The organism is Hymenobacter setariae, from assembly GCF_007713685.1.
GTDB classification, from domain to species: domain Bacteria; phylum Bacteroidota; class Bacteroidia; order Cytophagales; family Hymenobacteraceae; genus Hymenobacter; species Hymenobacter setariae.
Genome location: NZ_VMRJ01000001.1, coordinates 136,889 through 157,657 on the forward strand (window position 1 = coordinate 136,889; position 20,769 = coordinate 157,657).

The following is a 20,769-nucleotide window of genomic DNA, read 5'->3' on the forward strand; positions in this document are numbered from 1 at the left end:
TGCGACAGCCAGGGCTGCTTACTTGTTTTTGTTCTGGGTCAGCCAGTTTTTGGCTTGCAGAATGGCATCGTGCTGCTGCTGAAAGACCGTTTTGGCACCAGCCGGAATGTCTTGGGCCGACAGAGCAGTTTCGTAAGCTTTCAGGGCCGAAGCCTCGCCGGTTTCGGCTGCTTCAAGTACCGATGAGTCGCTATCGCCAGTAAAGGCCGACTTGATGTTAATCCAACCGCGGTGTACAGCGGCGGCGGCATCAGTAGCTACGCTCTCAATGGTAGTTTCTTCTTGGGCATCAATGCCGTACTGCTTAGCGTAGCCTTCGAGGTCGGCTACGAAGCCGGCGCGCTGCTGCGAGTACTGGCTCAGTTGCGATTTCAGTTCGGGGCTTTTCACTTCTTCGGCGGCTTCTTGGTAGCCTTTGGCCGAAGTGCGGTTCAGGTTGAGGATGTCGGTGAAAGCGCGGGTGATGGTTTCGTTAGCCATGACTTAAGTCTGTAAAGTAGGATGAAAAATGGAGCGGCTGAAAGAAGTTGACCGTCGCTCACAGGCCCTTGTACGGGGACATCCGGGGCAAAGGGTGCATTTTGATGGTATAAAATTTTGGCTTCATTTCAGCCAGCTGCTTTTTTCGGACCTAGGCCCGGCGGGGCTGAGGCATTGGAGGCATGCTGGGCTCGGGCGCTAGGGGCGGGCGTTTGCCACGCACCTGGTCCCAAAATTTGGCTAAGAAGCCTCGGTCGTCGCTCGGGTCTTTCTTGGTCGCCTCGCCGTCGCTAACGTCACCTAGGAGAAAGCCCCACGGCTCGGTCGACTTGTTGGCATCAAGCACCACCTTGATAACGGCCGAAAGCGGCACGCTTAGAATCATGCCCGGCGTACCCCACAACTGCGCCCCTAGGATAAGGGCAATAATTGCGGTGAGCGGGTTGAGGCTCACCTTAGAAGCCGTAATGAGCGGCGACAAAATATTATCGGAGATAAACTGCACCAGCATAAATACGCCGATAACCAGCAGCCCGTGCGTGAGTGAGCCCGTTTCGACATACGTGATAAGGGCTGGCGTAATGGAGCCCACAATAATGCCGATGTAAGGAATAACGGCCAGCACCGAGGCGAAAACGGCGAAGAAAATAGCGTACTTCACCCCAAGCGCCAGCAGCCCGATGGCATTCATAACCGACACTACTACAATAACCGTGAATAGGCCTGACATGTAGCCCTGTACCACGCTTTGGATATTGTCTACCGTGTGCAGCACCACCGTGCGCTTGTCGGCTTCTACAAAGCGGAACATGAACTGCCGCAGGTGGTCGCGGTAGTACAGAAAGCAGAAGATGTAAATGGGCACCAGCGTGATAGTACTCAGCACGCCCAGCGTCGTGTTCAGGGTCGAGCCTAGGTACTTGCTCGACTGCTTTTGCAAGGCCGATAGCGACGAGTCAATGACTTCGTCGTGGCTCATAGGCTGGAAGTGAAACCGCTTGCTCAGCATCTGTTGCTGCTGGTCGAATAGCACCACTAGCTTGCTTTGGATAAGCGGTAGCTCGCCGCGTAGACTGATTATCTGCGAGCCAAAAAAGGTGAACAGCCCAGCAAGGAAAAGCACTACGAGCAGGATAGCCGTGGCAATAGCTAGCATGCGGGGCCAGCGCCATTTTTCGAGCTTCGTCACCAGCGGCATTAGCAGCAGACTCAGCAAGATGGCGTAAATCAGCGGCAGCAGCAGGTCGTCGAGCTTGTGTAGCACAAACACCAGCAGCGACAAGCCGATGAGCATGAATGTGTAGTGCACCACCGGCGACTGCTTTATCTCGGTGGGGGCATGGTTAAACGATTGCCCCGGCAGGTTGCGGGGCTGGTTAAACTGGTTGGGTGGGGGTAACATTTTGAATAATGGGTATGGCGTTAAGAGGTACAAATGGGACCAGCCCGTACTGAACCTTGGTTGGCCAGGTTGGGTTAAAAGTCTAACCACATTGGCAGCCCCAAACTAATTAAACTGGCAGCCCTAGGTTGGTTAGCGCTGCTTTGCGCGCTACTTTTACCCTAGAACTGCCCCGCATACGGATTTTTTCTGATGAACGACGAACCACAAGTACTAGCTCCCGCCCACGGCTACACCGAAGACAGTATTCGCTCACTCGATTGGCGCGAGCACATTCGGCTGCGGCCAGGTATGTACATCGGCAAGCTAGGTGATGGCAGCAGCTACGACGATGGTATCTATGTGCTAGTGAAGGAGGTAGTAGACAACTGCATCGACGAGCACGTGATGGGCTACGGCCGCACCATCGAAATAAAGATTTCGGAAAGCAAAGTGCAGGTGCGCGACTACGGCCGTGGCATTCCACTAGGTAAAGTGGTGGATGTGGTAAGCAAAATCAACACTGGCGGCAAGTACGATAGCAAAGTTTTCCAAAAGTCGGTGGGCCTTAACGGCGTAGGTACTAAGGCGGTGAACGCGCTCAGTAGTCACTTCTTGGTGCAAAGCGTGCGCGACGGCCAACTAAAGGCCGCCGAGTTTTCGCAGGGCCAGCTTACCGCCGACCCCAAGCCCATTAAAACCAGCCAGCGCAACGGCACGCTCATCACGTTCCAGCCCGATGATACCATCTTCAGAAATTATGTTTTTCGGCCCGAGTACCTAGAAAGCCAGATTCGTAATTACTGCTACCTCAACGCGGGTCTGGCCATCCATTTTAATGGCCAGAAGTACGAAGCCAAGAATGGACTTTTCGACCTGCTCAACGATAAAACCGACCCCGAAACGCGGCGCTACGACATTATCCACCTGAAAGGGGAGGACATCGAAATGGCCCTGACGCACGGTAACGACTATGGCGAAGAATACTACTCGTTCGTCAACGGTCAGTATACCACCCAGGGCGGCACGCACTTAGCTGCCTTCCGCGAAGCCGTAGTGAAAACCGTGCGCGAGCACTACAAGAAGGAATACGACGCGGCCGACGTGCGGGCCAGCATCATCGGGTCCATCTCGATACGGGTGCAGGAGCCGGTGTTTGAAAGCCAGACCAAGACCAAACTCGGCAGCATTAACATGGAGCCCGAGGGCAGCGATGGACCAGTGCGCCCGGTGCGCGGCTTCATTGTCGATTTTGTGAAGGAGCACCTCGACAACTACCTGCACAAAAACCCGGTGGTAGCCGAAGCGCTCAAAAAGCGCATCGAGCAAAGCGAGCGCGAGCGCAAGGATATGGCCGGCGTGAAAAAGCTAGCCAACCAGCGCGCCAAAAAAGCCAACCTGCACAACCGCAAGCTACGCGACTGCCGCTTCCACCTAGGGGAGAATGCCAAGGATGGCGCCGAGAAAGAGCCACTCACTACACTATTCATCACGGAGGGCGACTCGGCCAGTGGCAGCATCACTAAGAGCCGCAACGTGGAGCTAGAGGCTGTATTCAGTCTGCGTGGTAAGCCGCTCAACTGCTTCGGCCTCAAGAAGAAAATAGTGTACGAGAACGAAGAATTCAACCTTCTGCAGCACGCCCTCAATATTGAGGAAGGCCTGGAAGGTCTGCGCTATAACCGCGTTGTGATTGCTACCGACGCCGACGTCGATGGCATGCACATTCGGCTGCTGCTGCTTACGTTCTTCTTGCAGTTCTTCCCCGACCTAGTGCGCAATGGCCACGTGTATATCTTGGAAACGCCACTGTTCCGGGTGCGCAATAAAAAGGAAACTATTTACTGCTACTCAGAAAGCGAAAAGCAGGATGCTATGCGCAAGCTGGGCCGCAACCCCGAGGTGACGCGCTTTAAAGGCCTAGGCGAGATTTCGCCCGACGAGTTTGGCAAGTTTATTGGGGAAAACATTAAGTTAGAACCCGTCATTTTGCAGTCCGACCGCTCTATTCAGCAGGTGCTAGCCTACTATATGGGCAAGAATACGCCCGCCCGTCAAGAGTTTATCATCGACAACCTACGGTTGGAAAAAGACTTAGTAACGAGCGACGTACTACCGGTGGCTGAAATAGCGTTAGCCTAGTTCAGCCACGTCTTAAAAACACTAAAACCAAGCTTCCCGTAAACTATTCTATGCTGCTACACCACCTCATCTACGAAAGCCAGGCCACCCATCCATTTACGGAAGAAGAGTTAGCAGACTTACTTCGAAAAGCTCGGGAAACCAATGAGGAGAAGGGGTTAACGGGGCTATTGCTCTACGCACAGGATGGGCGGTTTGTGCAAGTGCTTGAGGGCAATGTAGATGAGGTGCACGAGCTATACTTTATGCACATTGCGCGCGACCCGCGCCATCACCACCTCACGCTGCTCGCCGATGGCCGCCTCAATCACCGTCGCTTTGCCGATTGGCGCATGGGTTTTCGGCCGGCTACTCCCGAGGCCCTACTAGAGCTGACTGGCCATTTTAGCACAGCAGATGCTACTTTCTTGCTCCCAGTGCTGCCCAACCTACCTAGTCCGCTGCTGGATAAGCTGCTCGACTATGTGCAGTACACGGTGAGCCATCCAGTCCTCGAAGAAGTGACACACTAGCAGTTAGCCGCTACTATATATCTTGCCCCCGTTCGCCTATCGGACGGGGGCTTTTTTTCGCCTAAGGGTAGTCTGTTGCTAGTCAGGTTAGTGTCGAAGATGCAGGGGTAAACTAATATTTTTGGGAACTTTCCGAGCCATCCTTATTTTTACAGTAAGGCTTTTAGGCCAATTTTTCGGTACTTTTGCCGGTTGACTGCCGACTTTTTACGTTTTCCTCGTGGCTCTTTTCGATACTCCCGCCTCTGACGCTTCCGACCCCGCTTACCTTCAGCCAGGCGATTCCCTGGATTTTGACCTAGGTGCCCCCGCTGGCCCAGCGTTGGAGGCCGAGGCGGCCGAGCTAGCCGCCGATGCTACACAGGCAGTGGAGACCACACTGTTTGGAGAGACCACCGAGGAAAATGAAGAGGTGCTCGAAGTAGAGGCGGAGCCTGACTCGCCCGCCGACGCGGCCGATGCTGAAGCAGAAACCGCCGATGAGACAGAAGCCAAATTTGCGCCCGGAGAGGTCATCCATGACGTGAACAACGTGCGGGGCATGTACCAAAACTGGTTTTTGGACTACGCTAGCTACGTGATTCTGGAGCGCGCTGTGCCGGCCGTAGAAGACGGTTTGAAGCCCGTGCAGCGCCGCATCTTGCACGCCATGAACGAGATGGACGATGGCCGCTTCAACAAAGTGGCCAACGTGATAGGTCAAACCATGCAGTACCACCCGCACGGTGATGCCAGCATTGGCGATGCCATGGTGAACCTAGGGCAAAAGGACCTGCTCATCGAAACCCAGGGCAACTGGGGCGATGTACGCACTGGCGACTCGGCTGCCGCGCCGCGCTACATCGAGGCGCGCCTCTCCAAGTTTGCGCTAGAGGTAGTCTTTAACCCCGACATTACAGAATGGCAGCTGAGCTACGACGGCCGCAAGCGCGAGCCCATTACGCTGCCCGTCAAGTTTCCGCTGCTGCTGGCACAGGGCGTAGAGGGTATCGCGGTGGGTCTGAGCACCAAGATTATGCCCCACAACTTCCGCGAGCTGTGCCAGGCTAGCGTGGCCGTGCTGCGGGGGCGCGAGTTTCAGCTTTACCCCGACTTTCCGACGGGCGGCTTGGCCGACATCAGCAACTACCAGAGTGGGCAGCGAGGTGGCCGCATCCGGCTGCGCGCCACTATCGAGAAGGTAGATAAGACGTTGCTTCTCATTCGGGATATCCCGTACGGCACCACCACCACGGCGCTCATGGAGAGCATCGTGAAAGCCTCGGAGGCAAATAAAATCAAGATTAAGAAGGTGGTGGACAATACCGCCAAGGATGTTGAGATTCAGGTGCAGCTGCCGCCTGGCATCAGCCCCGACCTTACCATCGACGCACTTTACGCCTTCACGGACTGCGAAATCTCTATTTCGCCCAATACGTGCGTCATCATCGATGACAAGCCGCGCTTCGTGAGCGTGGAGGACATGCTGCGCCTAAGCACCGGCAAAACTGTGCGCCTGCTAGAGCGCGAGCTGGAAATTCGGCAGCAGGAACTGCAAGAAAAATGGCACTCGGCTTCGCTAGAAAAGATTTTCATCGAAAATCGCATCTACCGTAAAATCGAGGAATGCGAGACCTGGGAGCAGATTCTTGAAACCATCGACCTAGGACTCAAAAAGTTTGTGCGGGTAGAAGGGGAGAAGATAAAAGCTAACGATACGCGCATCGTATTGCGCCGCCCCGTGAGCGAGGATGACCTGACGCGCTTAACCGAAATCCGTATCAAGCGCATTTCAAAGTACGATGGCTTCAAGGCCGAAGAATACATTCAAAAGCTCGACATCGAGCTGGCCGAAGTAGCGGATAGCCTAGCCAACCTCACGCGCTATGCCATTGCGTACTTCGAAAACCTGCTGAAGAAATATGGCGCTAACCGAGAGCGCCGCACCCAACTGCGCACATTTGATGTGGTAACGGCCCAAAAAGTGGCCATTGCCAACCAAAAGCTTTACGTCAACTACCAAGATGGCTTCGTGGGCTACGGCCTCAAAAAAGACGAAGCGGCCAAGTACGTGGCCGACTGCTCAGACCTCGACGATATCATCGCCATTCGGCGCGACGGCACCTTTATGGTGAGCAAGATTGCCGAAAAGACCTTTGTGGGCAAGGATATTTTGCACGTGGGGGTGTACAACAAGAACGACGACCGGCTGGTGTACAATATGGTGTACGTAGACGGTGCTAGCGGTATCAGCTTCGCAAAGCGCTTCTTGGTCACGGGTATTACACGCGATAAGACTTACGACCTCACCAAAGGCACTAAGGGCACTAAGACGCTGTACCTCACGGCCAACCCCAATTCGGAAAGCGAAATCGTGACGATTCAGCTTTCCAATAAGGCGCAAGCTCGGGTAAAGCAGTTTGACTTCGACTTCGCCGACCTAGCCATCAAGGGCAAAGGCTCGATGGGCAATATTGTAACCAAGCAGCCAGTGAAGCAGATTACCCGTAAAGCAGTGGGTGATAGTACCCTAGGTGGCCGCGACGTGTTCTTCGATAGCGTAGTGGCTCGTCTCAAGCACGAGGCGCACGGCCGCTACCTAGGTGCCTTCGACACCGACGACGCCATCTTGGTGGTGTACAAGGATGGCTCGTATGAACTATACGCCCCCGACCTGACCAAGCACTTCGACTTGCCCAATATTGTGCTGCTGCGCAAGCTAGAGCCCGACACGGTTATCAGCGCGGTGTACCTCGATGGCGAAACCAAGACGCACTACGTGAAGCGTTTCAAAATCGAAACTAGTACGCTTGAAAAGCGCTTCACCTTCATATCGGAGTCTAAGGGGTCGAAGCTACTAGTGGCTACGGCCTTTGCCGAGCCAGCCATAGAAGTGAAGCTACAGCGCGATAAAAAGGCCGAAAAGCAAACTGAGACCCTCCGCCTCGACCAATTTATCGAGGTGAAAGGCTGGAAAGCGCTGGGCAATAAGCTTAACTACTACAAGGTGCATGCGCTAACCTTGCTCACCGATGAAGGCCCCGAGCCCGCCCGCCGCGAAGCCAAGAAGCGCGGTGCGGCGGCTCCTAGAGCCGAAGAAGACACCCCAGCAGCAGCTGAGCCTGAGGCGACGCATGCTGTCGAAGTCACCGCGGAGGAAGTGGCGCAGGCGCAGGCGCTACTGCGGCGGCCTAAAGCCCAGCTCGGATTGTTTTAGCAACTTTCCGCGTTAGGTACTGTATTCTCGCCTATGAGCTACCTGCCTCCGCCCACAAAGTTGCTGCTGCTTGCCTTGGGGCTGGTGGCTGGGCACCCTAGGGTAGGGTGGGCGCAAGGCACTACTACTTCGCCTCCTTCGGTGCCTGCTACCCCGGAGCTCAAGCCAGCCTTAAAAGCTGGCCCTAAGAGTAAGCTTGCTCAGCCGCCCGACTCGGTGGCCCTGAATGACTACTTGCGCAAAGCTGCGGCCCTGCAACTCAAGTTTAAGGACTCAGAGGCGCTAGCTGCCTACGAGTCGGCGCTCAAGCTTAATCAGCAGCACTACGGCAGCTTGTGGCACGCGGCTGTGCTGAGCGTGAGCATTGGCAACCGCTACTCCGACGAAACCCGCAAGAGCGCCTACTTTGCCGCGGCGCATCAGTACGCTGGCCGAGCCTTGGCGCTGCAGCCCGAAGCCGGCGAGAGTAACTATGCCATGGCCCTGGCGCTCTTTAGCCAGGCGGGGCTACTTAGCGCCCGCGACCGGCTGCGCATTTTCAAGCAGCTGCGGACACACGTATTTCTGGCCGCCGAGCGCCGCCCCGATATGCCCGAAGCCTGGCAGCTGCTCGGCCGCTGGTATTATCGCGTAGCTCACTACAACGTGCTCGAAAAAGTGTTTTCCCGTGTCGTCCTAGGTGGGTATCCGCAGGGCGCCAGTTCTAAAAAGGCGATGGAGGCCATGGAAAAAGCTCGGCAGCTTGACCCTATGCGCATTCAGTATTGCTACGACCTAGCCCGCATGTATAAGTACCAGGGCCACCGCCGGCGAGCTATCACGGTGCTGCAAGAAGCTATTAAGCTTCCTACTTATACCAGCGAGGACTTGACGGTTAACCGCCTGTGCCAGCAATTGCTGCCGCCGCTGGTGCGCGCCGCTTCTCGTCGCGACCGCCTCCACGCCCGCTGGTACGAGCGCATGCCCGCAACGAATAAGCCCGATGCTCGCGAGTAAAGTAGGAAGCGCGAACTTTGTGCTTAACAGTAGAAAGCTACGCGTTACTAAGTTCAAGCAAAGTATTAGGACCTAGAGGCGTAAGATTTGTTTATCAAGAGAGTATAGTTAAGTATGCGTAGCTGGCCATTTCTACTTTTGTCGCTTCTAGCTGCCTGCCAAGCGGCCCCTTCCGAGCGGCCCGATACCTTAGTAAATCTTGCTACGGTGCAGAGTGGCCCCCGTGTGCAGGCCGATGAGCTAGATGGCGCTATCCGGCAGCAGCCTGATAATGCGGGGTTGCTAGCGCGCCGCGCTACCCTGCGCTTGGCAGCCGGACAGCCCTCAGCTGCGTTAAGCGACATCAGTTCGGCCCTTGCTATTGATGACGCTGATGGCGAATTGTATTTCCTCCAAGCGCGGGCTCTGCGGGCCCTAGGTCGCCTAAGTCAAGCCCTCGCTGCTGCCCGCCAGGCGGCGGCTAATGGCTTCAATTCGCCCGAGCTTCCATTGCTAGAAGGCGAAACGCACCTGGCTGCCCACCAGTACGGCGCTGCGCTTGAGAGCCTCGACCGTACCCTACGCCTTGACCCTGACCAGCCCGCCGCTCTATTTTATAAAGGGCTAGCTTATGCTGCTACGGCCGATACTACGCAGGCCCTCGATTACCTGCACGCAGCCTTAGCCCGCGACCCGCGGCAGCCCGAAATCTTACACCAGTTGGCTTTCTTGCTCAACGCTTATCGCTTGCCTGCCGAGGCGGCCCGGTATGCTGCTCAGGGGTTGCGGCTCGATTCTACCTCAGGTTCGCTGGCTTACGACTACGGTAGGCAGCTAGAGTTGCTAGGGCGGCCCGATAGCGCGTTGCGTTACTACCGCCGGGCATTACGCTTAGACACCACACAGTATCGAGCCGATTACCGGTTGGCCCTCGCAGCTGGGGCGCACGGGCAGCGGCCCGCCGCTATCATTCCGCACCTGAAGCGCGCGCTTCGCCGCAATGCACGCCTGCCGCAGGCCCGCGCCTTGCTGGCCGAGGCGCTCGAAGCCCAGCACCGATTGCCCGAAGCTTATACCCAATTCCGACTACTAGTGGCCGAAAACCCAGGCAATCAGCATTGGACCTACAAAGTCTGGAAAACTGGCGAGGCCGTGCGGGCAATGCTGCCCGATAGCCTGCGCCCGCCCACCAACTACTACCGCCGGGCCACTGTTGCCCCAGTAGCAGCACCCCCTCAGCAGTAGGTTAGGTTTTTCGACGCACCTACCACCTAGGGCTGTGCTACTCATTTCCTGGCGTACAGGCGTAACTTGCGCCTGCTTTGCGCTCATTTGCAAGCAATAGTTATGCTCCACATCACCCTCCCCGATGGCTCCGTCCGCCAGGTCGAGCCCGGCACGACTGGCTATGACCTAGCCGCCAGCATCAGCGAAGGCCTAGCCCGCAATGCCTTGGCCGTTAAAGTAAACGGCGACATCCGCGACCTACACCGCCCTCTCACTGAGGACGCGACCCTCGAAATTCTGACCTGGAATGACGCCGGCGGCAAGGCCGCCTACTGGCACTCCTCGGCCCACCTCATGGCCGAAGCCCTCGAAGCGCTGTATCCTGGCGTGAAGCTGGCCATTGGCCCAGCTATCGAGAACGGCTTCTACTACGACGTGGACCTAGGCGATGGCCGCACTATATCCAGCGACGACTTCCCCGCCATCGAGAAAAAAATGCTCGAGCTGGCCAAAAACAAAAGCAAGTTTGAGCGCCGCGAGGTGCCCAAGGCTGAGGCGGTAGCCTACTTCACCGAGAAGCAGGACCCGTATAAGCTAGAGCTGCTCGAAAACCTGGAGGATGGCAACATTACCTTCTATTCGCAGGGTAGCTTCACGGACTTATGCCGTGGCCCACACATCCCCGATACGAGCCCCATTAAAGCGGCTAAAATCATGAACGTGGCGGGCGCCTACTGGCGCGGCGATGAGAAAAACAAGCAGCTCACGCGCCTCTACGGCATCACTTTCCCTAAGCAAAAGGACCTCACCGAGTACCTAGAAAAGCTAGAAGAAGCCAAGCGCCGCGACCACCGCAAGCTGGGTAAAGAGCTAGAGCTTTTCGCCTTCTCCGAAAAAGTAGGCGCGGGCTTACCACTGTGGCTGCCTAAGGGCACCGTCTTGCGCGAGCGCTTAGAGCAATTTTTGCGTAAAGCACAGGTAAAGGCTGGCTACCAGCCGGTTGTGACGCCGCATATTGGTGCCAAAGAACTGTACGTCACGAGCGGCCACTACGAGAAGTATGGCGCCGATTCGTTCCAGCCCATCAAGACGCCTAATCCCGGCGAGGAGTTTCTCCTCAAGCCGATGAATTGTCCGCACCACTGCGAAATCTATCGCACTAAGCCTCGCTCGTATCGCGAGCTGCCAGTGCGCCTAGCCGAGTTTGGCACAGTGTACCGCTACGAGCAGTCGGGCGAGCTGCACGGCCTCACCCGCGTGCGGGGCTTTACGCAAGACGATGCACACATCTTCTGCCGCCCCGACCAGGTGAAGGAGGAATTCCAGAAGGTAATTGACCTAGTACTTTACGTATTTAAGGCCCTAGGCTTCGTTGATTTCACTGCGCAGATTTCACTTCGCGACCCCGACAATAAGACGAAGTATATTGGTAGCGACGAAAACTGGGCGCTGGCCGAAGCTGCCATTAAGGAAGCAACGGCCGAGAAAGGGCTCCCCACGGTAACCGAACTAGGCGAGGCGGCCTTCTATGGCCCCAAGCTCGACTTCATGGTGCGCGATGCCCTAGGCCGTCGTTGGCAGCTGGGTACCATTCAGGTCGACTACAACTTGCCCGAGCGCTTTGAGCTGGAGTACGTCACGCCCGATAACACCCGCGCCCGCCCCGTAATGATTCACCGGGCGCCGTTTGGTTCGCTCGAGCGCTTTGTGGCTGTGCTCATCGAGCATACGGCTGGCAACTTCCCGCTCTGGCTCTCGCCCGAACAGTTTACGGTATTGCCTATCTCGGATAAGTTTGCCGACTACGCCTACGAAGTGAAAGCCAAGCTCGAAGCCGCTGACCTGCGTGGCACTGTTGACGCTCGTGATGAACGCATTGGCCGCAAAATTCGCGATGCTGAATTGGCCAAAACGCCTTACTTGCTAGTAGTAGGGGAGAAAGAAGCCCAGGACGGCCTTGTAAGCGTGCGTCGCCACGGCCAAGGCGATATTGGGTCAATGCCAATTGACAGCTTTGTACAGAGCGTGCAAACCCAAATTGCTGAAGCAATGGGGTAGGAGGGTACTTACCTGACCCTAGGTTAAAAAGGCGTGCTGAAGCGTAATTCAGCACGCCTTTTTATATATTATTTTGCTTTTGCAAGATTAATTGCCGATATTTGCCCCCCGAACGTCACGCCATGGGTTGGGCGCTCGGTATAACTATCTCATATCCGGCCACTTTTAGCAGGAGGACTTTCGCCATAGCTACCCCAAATCGTCGGTACGTGCCCCGCCAGCAGGTGGAAGAGCCGTTCAAAATCAATCAGAAAATTACCGCCCGCGAGGTTCGTCTCGTCGGCGATAACATCGAGCAAGGCATCTATTCGATAGACCAGGCTCGCAAATTTGCCCAGGAGCAAAACCTGGATTTGGTGGAGATTTCGCCCACAGCTACTCCGCCTGTCTGCCGCGTTATCGACTACTCGAAATTTAAGTACGAGCAGAAGAAGAAAACTCGCGAGCTAAAGGCCAAGCAAACCAAAGTCGTAATTAAAGAAATTCGCTTCGGTCCTAACACCGACGACCACGATTTTGAGTTTAAAGTAAAGCACGCTAAGGAATTCCTTAAAGAGGGCGCTAAGATTAAGAGCTACGTGCATTTCGTGGGTCGTAGCATCGTCTTCAAAGAGCGCGGCGAGATTCTATTGCTCAAGTTTGCCCAGGCCCTCGAGGACCTCGCCAAAGTGGAGCAACTGCCTAAGCTCGAAGGCAAGCGTATGTTCCTCTACTTGGCTCCTAAGGCCGCTGTTGTAGCTAAGCCTGCTGCCAAGCCCGCCGCTCCGGCCGATAAGCCTAAGGAAAACAAAACTCCTAAGGACAAAGAAGCAGCCCCAGCGGCCGCCACCGAATAGTTTAACCCCGGTTGTTGATGGCTGCCGCTGCCGACTACGTTAGTCGTTCAGCGTCAGTACCAAACAATCAATAATCAACCACAACCCATGCCCAAAGTAAAAACCAAGTCGGGTGCCAAAAAGCGTTTCAAGCTGACTGGCACCGGCAAAGTGAAGCGTAAGCACGCTTTCAAGTCGCACATTCTGACCAAGAAGAGCACCAAGCGTAAGCGTGCCCTCACCCACAGCGGCCTAGTTAGCTCGGCCGACATGAACCGGGTGAATCAAATGCTGAACATCTAAATCCTCACCAGGCTTCCGGTCGCATGATAAGCTTCAGCTATTGCTGAGCGCCGGCTGCCAAAAACAACTTAGGTTATGCCAAGGAGTGTAAACCATGTGGCCTCGCGCCACCGCCGTAAGAAAGTAATGCGCCTCGCCAAAGGCTACTATGGCCGGCGCAAAAATGTATGGACCGTTGCGAAGAACGCAGTAGAAAAGGGCTTGCTCTATGCCTACCGCGACCGCAAGGTAAAGAAGCGCGAATTCCGCGCGCTCTGGATTCAGCGTATCAACGCTGGTGCTCGTGAGCACGGCCTGTCGTATTCGCAGCTGATGGGTGGCCTCAAGAAGGCTGGCATCGACCTCAACCGTAAGGTGCTCGCCGATTTGGCGCTGAACCATCCCGCTGCTTTCGCGGGCATCGTTGAGAAAGTGAAGTAAAGTAGGGAAGGAGCCCACAAGGCTTTACCCAATCGACTGACCCTGATAAGCGCTTGCCCCCACCTAGGAGGCAAGCGCTTTGTGTTTTGCAAGCAATACAGTTCAGCTTTTACTGCGTAGCTTGTAAGCGCTAAAATCAAAAAACCGTCCCAGTATAAAACTAGAACGGTTTTTGATAAGTAGCGGGGACGAGAGTTGAACTCGTGACCTCAGGGTTATGAATCCTGTGCTCTAACCAACTGAGCTACCCCGCCGGGTCGGTTTGGGAGTGCAAAGGTAGTAAAAAAACGCAACCTGGCAACCCTATTTTCAAAAAAAAGTTGTTTTCCCGCCCGCAGGGCCGCTTTTCTGAGGTGGCAGGCTCGGGCCCTTCTCTTATAAAGTACCTATGGACATGCCCGTTACCAGCAGCAAGCGTCGTTTTGAAATGGAATATCCGATAAACGCATCGCCCCGCTTGTTGTTTCCTTACCTCGCCTCCGCTTCGGGGCTCGCTCAGTGGTTTTGCGACGATGTGCGTCTTGACCCTGACCACCGCTTTAATATGGTGTGGGACAAACAGAACCACTACGCCGAGATAGCGCTACAGCGCCCTGGTCGCTCTGTGCGTTACGTGTTTCTAGATGAAAAGAAACAGCCTCTAAGCGATGCTAACTATTTGGATTTTAGCTTAGAATACTCAAAAATAACGGATGGAGTATTCTTGCGCGTAACAGACTACTCCGACCACGGCAACGACCAAGAGCAGCAAGAGCTTTGGGATGGCTTGGTAGGAAAGTTGCGAGAGCAAGTAGGCGGCTAACCTGTTATGGGTGTCGTGCACTATCCATTACTCGCCGTCGTTGGAGAGCCTAGCTCGTAAGCCAGTTTTAGTAACGAAGTGATGCTAAAGAAACTCGATAAGCTTATTTTAAAAGCCTTTGCAGGGCCGTTTCTGCTCACGTTCGCGGTAGTAGAGTTTATTTTCCTAACCCAGGTTTTGCTCAAATACCTCGATGACATCGTGGGTAAAGACTTGGGTATTGCTGTTATTCTAAAGCTGCTGTTTTATCTCAGCGTCACCATCGTGCCTATCTCGCTGCCGTTGGCCGTATTGTTGTCTTCCCTGATGACGTATGGTAACCTAGGAGAGCATCACGAATTGACGGCTATTAAGGCTTCAGGTATCGCCCTGACGCGTATTCTGCGCCCTGTGTGGCTGGCAAGTTTGGTGCTAGGTGGCATCGCGTTTTGGTTTAATAACAGCATTGTGCCTAAGGCTAATTTGAATGCGTACAGCTTGCTCTGGGATGTACGGCAGAAGAAGTTAGCCTTGGACATCCGGGAAGGCGTTTTTTATAACGGCATTCCAGGCTACACCATTAAAGTAAACAAGAAGGTGGGGCCTAATAAAGATGTTCTAATGGGCATCATGATTTATGACCACACCCAAAAGTCGGGGAATGCAACCGTCATGCTGGCCGACTCGGGGCGCATGTTCACTCGCTTTGGTGGCCAGTACCTAGGGCTAGAATTGTTCCGGGGCCATAATTACGTAGAGCAGCCTGACGCCCGCGACCGCTCAGCTTCGTCGTTTGTGCGGCAGGGTTTCAAGCGGAATATGATAACATTCTCGTTGTCATCCTTCAATCTGAATAACACGAAGAAGGAACTATTTCAGCAGAATCGCATGATGCTGAATATTCCACAGTTATTTAACGCTACCGATTCGACACAGCGAGCATTGCAACGTCAGCGCAAACAAATACCGCTTCAGTTGAGTGGCTACTATACCTATTTGCGCTTCGATACAATTAATCAAGCCGCTTACCGTAAGGTGTCCGCTTGGAACGTGCCCTTGAGCAAATTAGCCCCGCTTACGGGTGCCCAAGCTGAGCAGGCCGCTAACCGTGCCCGCAACATTGCCAACTTCATGAGCACTAATTCGCAGCGCTTATTTGAAACGGCCCGCGATTCTGCTCAATTCAGGATTGAGATTTATCGCAAATACACGCAATCGGTGGCCGTTATCATGTTTTTCCTGATAGGCGCGCCGCTCGGCGCTATCATCAAAAAGGGTGGTCTTGGCGTACCGATTTTGATTTCTATTCTGTTTTTCATCGTGTATTATGTGTTGAGCATCCTAGGGGAGAAGGGAGGCCGCGAGTTTGAGATGCCAGTGGGCCTAGGCATGTGGATTTCGAATGCGCTGCTATTACCCGCCGGGTTGTTTTTCTTATACCAAGCTTATAACGACTCAGGTCTGCTCGAAACCGATTTTTGGCGTCGCCTTGCGCAGCGCCTACCACGCTTCCCCCGTCTACGGCGATTGGCGTTGCCAGCCACAGAATAAGTAGTTGGATTTCCAAAAGAAATTGCGTACCTTTGCGCCCGCCCTGCGGTGTGGGGCAGCCACAATTCTCTTATTTTTTAATCCAAGACGGGTCATTCCTATCTGCCGATGAAACTCTCGACCGAGGCCAAACAGGCCATCTTCGAAAAAAACAGCCTTCAGAAAGTAAATACCGACACCGGTTCGGCCGAGTCGCAAATTGCGCTGTTCACGCACCGCATTCAGCACCTCACGGAGCACCTGAAGACCAACAAAAAAGACCACAGCACTCGCCTAGGTCTGCTCAAACTGGTAGGTAAGCGCCGCCGCATGCTGGATTACCTCCAGCACCGCGAGATTAACCGCTACCGCGCCATCATTAAGGAGCTGGGCATCCGCAAGTAAGCCCAACTACCGGGAGTAGGGAGCCTTCTAGAGAAGGTTCCCTATTCTTTTTTTTGCCGGTGCCTAAGCCGTGCCGGGCTACCGCAGTACCCGAAGCTAGGAGCGAGTCAGCGGCCCCCTCCCGTACTGCGTTTGCCTGAACTGTTTGCCTGCAAGTTTTTGTTTAGTAGATAATTTTTAGCTCCTAGCTTCCAGCTACTTACTCTTTCGAAGAATGCCCGCTCCCCACGCGATTACCAAAACCCTGGCGCTGCCCGATGGCCGCCAGATTTCCATTGAAACCGGCAAGCTGGCCAAGTTTGCGGATGGTGCCGTAGTAGTGCGCCTCGGCGACACAATGCTATTAGCCACGGTCGTATCGGCCCCGAGCCAGCGCGAAGGTGTTGACTTCCTGCCACTATCGGTGGATTACCAGGAGAAGTTCGGCTCGGCCGGTAAAATTCCGGGTTCGTTTCAGCGCCGCGAAGGCCGCCTGAGCGACTACGAAATCCTGATTTGCCGCCTCGTTGACCGCATTCTGCGGCCGATGTTCCCTAAGGATTATCACTACGAGGTTCAGGTGATGATTAACCTCATCTCGGCCGATAAAGAGGTGCAGCCCGATGCGCTAGCCGCGCTGGCTGCGTCAGCAGCTATCTCGATTTCGGATATCCCGTTTGCCGGTCCGATTTCGGAGGTGCGGGTGGCTCGCATCGATGGTCAGTTTCAGATTAATCCTAAAACCAGCGACCTAGCGCGCGCCGACATGGACCTCATCGTAGGTGCTACGGCCGATTCGGTAGCCATGGTGGAAGGCGAGATGAAGGAAGTGAGCGAAGAGGAAATGGTAGCTGCCATTGCCTTCGGTCACGAAGCCATCAAAGCGCAGGTGCAGTTGCAGAAGGACTTAGCTGAGGCTGTAGGCCGCACGCCCGACGCGCAACCCCGCGAGTATCCTAAGTACGAAGAAAACGATGCTCTTAAGGCGCTGATTCACGAAGGCATCTACCAAGGTGCTTACGACGTGGCCCGCTCAGGCAACACCAGTAAGTCGGGCCGTAAGGAAGGCTTCTCAGGTGTTAAGAAAGCTTTCCTTGACAAGCTAGTGGCCGAGCAGCCCGAGCTAGATATGAAGATGGTAAGCCGTTATTACTCATCGGCCGAGAAGAAAGCCATTCGTGATATGATGATTAAGGAGCGGGTGCGCCTCGACGGCCGTCAGCTTACCGAGATTCGTCCTATCTGGTCGGAAATCAACTATTTGCCTGGTGCTCATGGCTCGGCCATCTTCACCCGCGGCGAAACCCAGAGCCTAACTACGGCTACGCTCGGCACTAAGCTCGATGAGCAAATCATTGACCAGCCGCTGCACTCGGGCTACAACCGCTTCATGCTACACTACAACTTCCCCGGCTATTCGACCGGCGAAGTGAAGCCTAACCGTGGTGCTGGCCGCCGCGAAATCGGCCACGGCAACCTAGCCATGCGCTCGCTCAAGCAAGTGCTGCCGCCCGACGAGGAAAATCCTTACACCATCCGCATTGTATCAGACATTCTGGAGTCTAACGGCTCGAGCTCGATGGCTACGGTGTGCGCCGGTTCGCTGGCACTAATGGATGCAGGCGTGAAAGTGCGTTCGGCAGTGGCGGGTATTGCCATGGGCCTCGTACAAGACAAGGAAACCGGTGAATACGCCGTGCTGTCCGACATCTTGGGTGACGAGGACCACCTAGGCGATATGGACTTTAAGGTTACTGGTACTGAGAAGGGTATCTGTGCTTGCCAAATGGATATTAAAATCCAGGGCCTAAGCAACGAGATTCTGACCGCTGCACTGCACCAGGCCCGAGAAGGTCGCCTGCATATTTTGCGCGAGATGGCAAAGACGATTGATGCTCCGGCTCCTGAGCTGAAGGTACACACGCCGCGTTCGCATAAAATGCTGATTGATAAAGAATTTATCGGTGCAGTAATCGGGCCGGGTGGCAAAGTCATCCAGCAAATCCAGAAGGATACTGGTGCTACCGTTATCATCGAGGAAAAAGACGAAAAGGGCCACGTAAGCATTTATGCGGCTAACCAGGACTCGATGCAAGGTGCTATCGACCGCATCCGCGCCATCGCAGCCCAGCCTGAAGTGGGTGAAACTTACAAAGGCAAAGTACGCTCGATTCAGCCCTATGGTGCGTTTGTGGAAATCATGCCGGGCAAAGACGGCTTGCTGCACATTTCGGAGGTAACGCACGAGCGTATTGCGTCGCTTGAAGGTGTGCTAGAAGTAGGGCAAGAGATAGATGTGAAGCTAGTGGATATCGACAAAAAGACGGGTAAATACCGGCTGTCACGCAAAGTGCTGCTGGCAAAGCCAGCGTAGCTCTTAGGTTGTAAGTGAGAAGATGGAAAAATATAAAAGTTGGAACGCTAATTGCGGCGAGTAACCGACGGTTAGGACAAAATTTTTATATTTTTTACCTTCTCGCTTTCACCTTGCTTCGCCGAACCTTTGCCCATATAGCAGTGTTATTTTCCCTTGAATCGGCCGGGAGCCGGCCGGGTAGTATGCTTCCAATTAACTCTTTTAAAACTATCTAATTAGCCACCGTTACCGATGAGACAGCTAAAAATCAGCAAACAGATTACCAACCGCGAAAGCCAATCGCTGGATAAATATCTCCAGGAGATTGGTAAAGTGGACCTGCTGACGCCCGACGAGGAGGTAACGCTGGCGCAGCGCATTCGCGATGGTGACCAAAAAGCTCTGGAGAAGCTCACCAAAGCTAACCTGCGCTTTGTAGTTTCAGTAGCAAAACAGTATCAGAACCAAGGGCTTAGCTTGGGTGACCTTATCAACGAAGGCAACCTAGGTCTTATCAAAGCTGCCAAGCGCTTCGATGAAACCCGTGGTTTTAAATTTATTTCCTACGCTGTATGGTGGATTCGCCAAAGCATTCTGCAGGCTTTGGCTGAGCAGAGCCGCATTGTGCGTTTGCCCCTAAACCGGGTAGGTTCGCTGAATAAAATCAGCAAATCATTCTCGGAGCTCGAGCAAAAATTTGAACGTGAGCCTTCGCCGGAAGAAATCGCCGAAGTGCTTGAGCTAACTACTTCGGAGGTAGTTGATACCTTGAAAATTTCGGGTCGCCACGTGTCAGTAGATGCGCCTTTTGTGCAAGGGGAGGAAAACCGCTTACTCGACGTACTCGAAAACGAAGACGAAGAGACGCCGGATTCGGGCCTAATGAATGACTCGCTGCGCAAAGAAGTGCAACGTGCTCTCTCAACTCTAACTAAGCGTGAGGCTGATGTAATTACACTCTACTTTGGGCTAAATGGTGAGGCCGCCCTCACGCTAGAAGAAATAGGCGAGAAATTCAACCTAACCCGCGAACGGGTGCGTCAGATAAAGGAAAAAGCTATTCGCCGCTTGCGCCATACTTCGCGCTCGAAGGCGCTAAAGCCATACCTAGGCTAGTTATTGCCTAAATTTGTATACTTGAAAACCCCGACCGTGAGGTTGGGGTTTTTTGTAGGTAGACGTGCGAATCTTCGGAGTTGCTACGTTGTTTTTTATCTCTAAGACTAACTGCTTGCAAGCGCGAAGCATCCTTCTCGCGTTACTTATATGGAACATATTCATTGCCTGATAATTGGTTCGGGGCCGGCTGGCTACACTGCAGCTATCTATGCGGCACGGGCCGGGCTCCAACCAGTGATGTACCAAGGCTTGCAGCCTGGGGGGCAGCTGACCATCACTAATGATGTTGAAAATTTTCCAGGCTATCCAGATGGCGTGATGGGCCCGGAGATGATGGAAGACTTGAAAAAGCAGGCCACTCGCTTTGGCACAGATATCCGGTATGGCATCGCTACTAAAGTGGATTTCACGGGTCACCCACACAAAATCACGATTGACGAAACCACGGAGCTGACGGCTGATGCCGTGATTATTGCTACGGGGGCTTCGGCCAAGTGGCTGGGTTTGCCCTCAGAGGCGCGGCTGAATGGCTCGGGTGTATCAGCCTGTGCGGTATGCGACGGCTTCTTCTACCGCGGTAAGGACGTAGCCATCGTGGGTGCTGGCGATACGGCAGCGGAAGAGGCAAACTACCTCGCTAACCTTTGTTCAAAAGTGTACATGCTGGTGCGTAAAGATGCTATGCGGGCTTCGAAAATCATGCAGAAGCGCGTGCTTGAAAACCCCAAGATTGAAGTGCTCTTTGACACAGCAACCGACGAAATCTTGGGTGAGCACGCTGTGGAAGCAGTCCGTGTGAAAAACCTAGTGACGCACGAGACGCGCGAGATTCCGGTGCACGGATTCTTCGTAGCTATTGGGCACGAGCCAAATTCCAAGATTTTTCAGGATTACCTGCACCACGATGAGCAGGGATACTTGAAAACGTTGCCGGGCACGTCTAAAACTAACGTAGATGGTGTGTTTGCCTGTGGCGACGTGCAGGACTTTACCTACCGCCAAGCCGTGACGGCAGCGGGCACCGGCTGCATGGCAGCGCTCGACGCTGAGCGCTACCTAGCTGGTCTGAAGTCATAACTTGACTAGTATG

16 protein-coding genes, 1 tRNA gene and 1 pseudogene are annotated in these 20,769 nt (G+C 54.3%); 15 read left to right on the forward strand and 3 right to left on the reverse strand.

Features of this window, described 5'->3' with window-relative positions:
• Positions 1 to 18: 18 nt before the first annotated feature.
• Both FNT36_RS00540 and FNT36_RS00545 read right to left on the reverse strand, forming a co-directional pair.
• Positions 19 to 480 carry a ferritin-like domain-containing protein gene (locus FNT36_RS00540; RefSeq protein WP_144842917.1) on the reverse strand — a complete coding sequence of 154 codons (462 nt, stop codon included), beginning with the start codon at positions 478 to 480 and terminating at the stop codon, positions 19 to 21.
• A 151-nt stretch (positions 481 to 631) separates the two neighbouring features.
• The gene (locus FNT36_RS00545) at positions 632 to 1,882 is read right to left on the reverse strand and encodes an AI-2E family transporter (protein WP_233635570.1); all 1,251 of its coding nucleotides are present in this window, start codon (positions 1,880 to 1,882) and stop codon (positions 632 to 634) included.
• A gap of 192 nt (positions 1,883 to 2,074) precedes the next feature.
• On the opposite strand from FNT36_RS00545, the gene FNT36_RS00550 reads away from it, so the two are divergent.
• The 9 genes and pseudogenes from FNT36_RS00550 (at position 2,075) to rplT (ending at position 13,509) form a co-directional block, all read left to right on the forward strand.
• The gene (locus FNT36_RS00550; protein ID WP_144842919.1) at positions 2,075 to 4,003 is read left to right on the forward strand and encodes a DNA topoisomerase IV subunit B; all 1,929 of its coding nucleotides are present in this window, start codon (positions 2,075 to 2,077) and stop codon (positions 4,001 to 4,003) included.
• Positions 4,004 to 4,053: 50 nt separating this feature from the next.
• Positions 4,054 to 4,515 (forward strand): BLUF domain-containing protein, encoded by a 462-nt coding sequence (locus FNT36_RS00555; RefSeq protein ID WP_144842921.1) that lies wholly within the window; start codon positions 4,054 to 4,056, stop codon positions 4,513 to 4,515.
• A gap of 412 nt (positions 4,516 to 4,927) precedes the next feature.
• On the forward strand, positions 4,928 to 7,711 hold the full coding sequence (locus tag FNT36_RS00560) for a DNA gyrase/topoisomerase IV subunit A (RefSeq protein WP_144845578.1): 2,784 nt from the start codon (positions 4,928 to 4,930) through the stop codon (positions 7,709 to 7,711).
• A 33-nt stretch (positions 7,712 to 7,744) separates the two neighbouring features.
• Positions 7,745 to 8,707, forward strand: coding sequence for a tetratricopeptide repeat protein (locus FNT36_RS00565; RefSeq protein ID WP_144842924.1), 963 nt, complete (start codon positions 7,745 to 7,747; stop codon positions 8,705 to 8,707).
• Positions 8,708 to 8,845: 138 nt separating this feature from the next.
• Positions 8,846 to 9,931 carry a tetratricopeptide repeat protein gene (locus FNT36_RS00570; RefSeq protein ID WP_233635571.1) on the forward strand — a complete coding sequence of 362 codons (1,086 nt, stop codon included), beginning with the start codon at positions 8,846 to 8,848 and terminating at the stop codon, positions 9,929 to 9,931.
• A 102-nt stretch (positions 9,932 to 10,033) separates the two neighbouring features.
• The gene (gene thrS / locus FNT36_RS00575; protein ID WP_144842928.1) at positions 10,034 to 11,971 is read left to right on the forward strand and encodes a threonine--tRNA ligase; all 1,938 of its coding nucleotides are present in this window, start codon (positions 10,034 to 10,036) and stop codon (positions 11,969 to 11,971) included.
• A 185-nt stretch (positions 11,972 to 12,156) separates the two neighbouring features.
• Positions 12,157 to 12,714: pseudogene (gene infC, locus FNT36_RS00580) on the forward strand (translation initiation factor IF-3); the annotation flags it as partial.
• A gap of 180 nt (positions 12,715 to 12,894) precedes the next feature.
• Positions 12,895 to 13,089: a 50S ribosomal protein L35 gene (gene rpmI / locus FNT36_RS00585; RefSeq protein WP_144842930.1), complete on the forward strand. Its 195-nt coding sequence runs from the start codon at positions 12,895 to 12,897 to the stop codon at positions 13,087 to 13,089.
• Between the two features lie 75 nt (positions 13,090 to 13,164).
• A complete protein-coding gene (gene rplT / locus FNT36_RS00590; protein ID WP_144842932.1) occupies positions 13,165 to 13,509 on the forward strand; it encodes a 50S ribosomal protein L20 in 345 nt (114 codons plus the stop codon).
• A gap of 180 nt (positions 13,510 to 13,689) precedes the next feature.
• Here the strand turns inward: rplT and FNT36_RS00595 are convergent.
• Positions 13,690 to 13,763 (reverse strand) — tRNA-Met (locus tag FNT36_RS00595).
• Positions 13,764 to 13,897: 134 nt separating this feature from the next.
• On the opposite strand from FNT36_RS00595, the gene FNT36_RS00600 reads away from it, so the two are divergent.
• The 6 genes from FNT36_RS00600 to trxB all read left to right on the forward strand — a co-directional run bounded on the left by FNT36_RS00600 (position 13,898) and on the right by trxB (position 20,756).
• Positions 13,898 to 14,311 carry an START-like domain-containing protein gene (locus FNT36_RS00600; RefSeq protein WP_233635572.1) on the forward strand — a complete coding sequence of 138 codons (414 nt, stop codon included), beginning with the start codon at positions 13,898 to 13,900 and terminating at the stop codon, positions 14,309 to 14,311.
• 81 nt (positions 14,312 to 14,392) lie between these two features.
• Positions 14,393 to 15,841, forward strand: a complete 1,449-nt coding sequence (locus FNT36_RS00605; protein ID WP_144842934.1) for an LptF/LptG family permease — start codon at positions 14,393 to 14,395, stop codon at positions 15,839 to 15,841.
• Between the two features lie 108 nt (positions 15,842 to 15,949).
• On the forward strand, positions 15,950 to 16,225 hold the full coding sequence (rpsO, locus tag FNT36_RS00610; RefSeq protein WP_144842936.1) for a 30S ribosomal protein S15: 276 nt from the start codon (positions 15,950 to 15,952) through the stop codon (positions 16,223 to 16,225).
• A 214-nt stretch (positions 16,226 to 16,439) separates the two neighbouring features.
• Positions 16,440 to 18,578 (forward strand): polyribonucleotide nucleotidyltransferase, encoded by a 2,139-nt coding sequence (pnp, locus tag FNT36_RS00615; protein WP_144842938.1) that lies wholly within the window; start codon positions 16,440 to 16,442, stop codon positions 18,576 to 18,578.
• Between the two features lie 234 nt (positions 18,579 to 18,812).
• Positions 18,813 to 19,676 (forward strand): sigma-70 family RNA polymerase sigma factor, encoded by an 864-nt coding sequence (locus FNT36_RS00620; RefSeq protein WP_144842942.1) that lies wholly within the window; start codon positions 18,813 to 18,815, stop codon positions 19,674 to 19,676.
• 150 nt (positions 19,677 to 19,826) lie between these two features.
• Positions 19,827 to 20,756, forward strand: a complete 930-nt coding sequence (gene trxB / locus FNT36_RS00625) for a thioredoxin-disulfide reductase (RefSeq protein WP_144842944.1) — start codon at positions 19,827 to 19,829, stop codon at positions 20,754 to 20,756.
• Positions 20,757 to 20,769 lie beyond the last annotated feature (13 nt).

Bases quoted from the DNA above. Each gene is read 5' to 3' on its own strand.
- FNT36_RS00540 (WP_144842917.1), bottom strand. From the start codon at position 480: ATGGCTAACGAAACCATCACCCGCGCTTTCACCGACATCCTCAACCTG.
- FNT36_RS00550 (WP_144842919.1), top strand. From the start codon at position 2,075: ATGAACGACGAACCACAAGTACTAGCTCCCGCCCACGGCTACACCGAA.
- FNT36_RS00545 (WP_233635570.1), bottom strand. From the start codon at position 1,882: ATGTTACCCCCACCCAACCAGTTTAACCAGCCCCGCAACCTGCCGGGG.
- rplT (WP_144842932.1), top strand. From the start codon at position 13,165: ATGCCAAGGAGTGTAAACCATGTGGCCTCGCGCCACCGCCGTAAGAAA.
- FNT36_RS00605 (WP_144842934.1), top strand. From the start codon at position 14,393: ATGCTAAAGAAACTCGATAAGCTTATTTTAAAAGCCTTTGCAGGGCCG.
- FNT36_RS00620 (WP_144842942.1), top strand. From the start codon at position 18,813: ATGAGACAGCTAAAAATCAGCAAACAGATTACCAACCGCGAAAGCCAA.
- trxB (WP_144842944.1), top strand. From the start codon at position 19,827: ATGGAACATATTCATTGCCTGATAATTGGTTCGGGGCCGGCTGGCTAC.
- rpsO (WP_144842936.1), top strand. From the start codon at position 15,950: ATGAAACTCTCGACCGAGGCCAAACAGGCCATCTTCGAAAAAAACAGC.
- FNT36_RS00555 (WP_144842921.1), top strand. From the start codon at position 4,054: ATGCTGCTACACCACCTCATCTACGAAAGCCAGGCCACCCATCCATTT.
- rpmI (WP_144842930.1), top strand. From the start codon at position 12,895: ATGCCCAAAGTAAAAACCAAGTCGGGTGCCAAAAAGCGTTTCAAGCTG.
- FNT36_RS00565 (WP_144842924.1), top strand. From the start codon at position 7,745: ATGAGCTACCTGCCTCCGCCCACAAAGTTGCTGCTGCTTGCCTTGGGG.
- thrS (WP_144842928.1), top strand. From the start codon at position 10,034: ATGCTCCACATCACCCTCCCCGATGGCTCCGTCCGCCAGGTCGAGCCC.
- pnp (WP_144842938.1), top strand. From the start codon at position 16,440: ATGCCCGCTCCCCACGCGATTACCAAAACCCTGGCGCTGCCCGATGGC.
- FNT36_RS00600 (WP_233635572.1), top strand. From the start codon at position 13,898: ATGGACATGCCCGTTACCAGCAGCAAGCGTCGTTTTGAAATGGAATAT.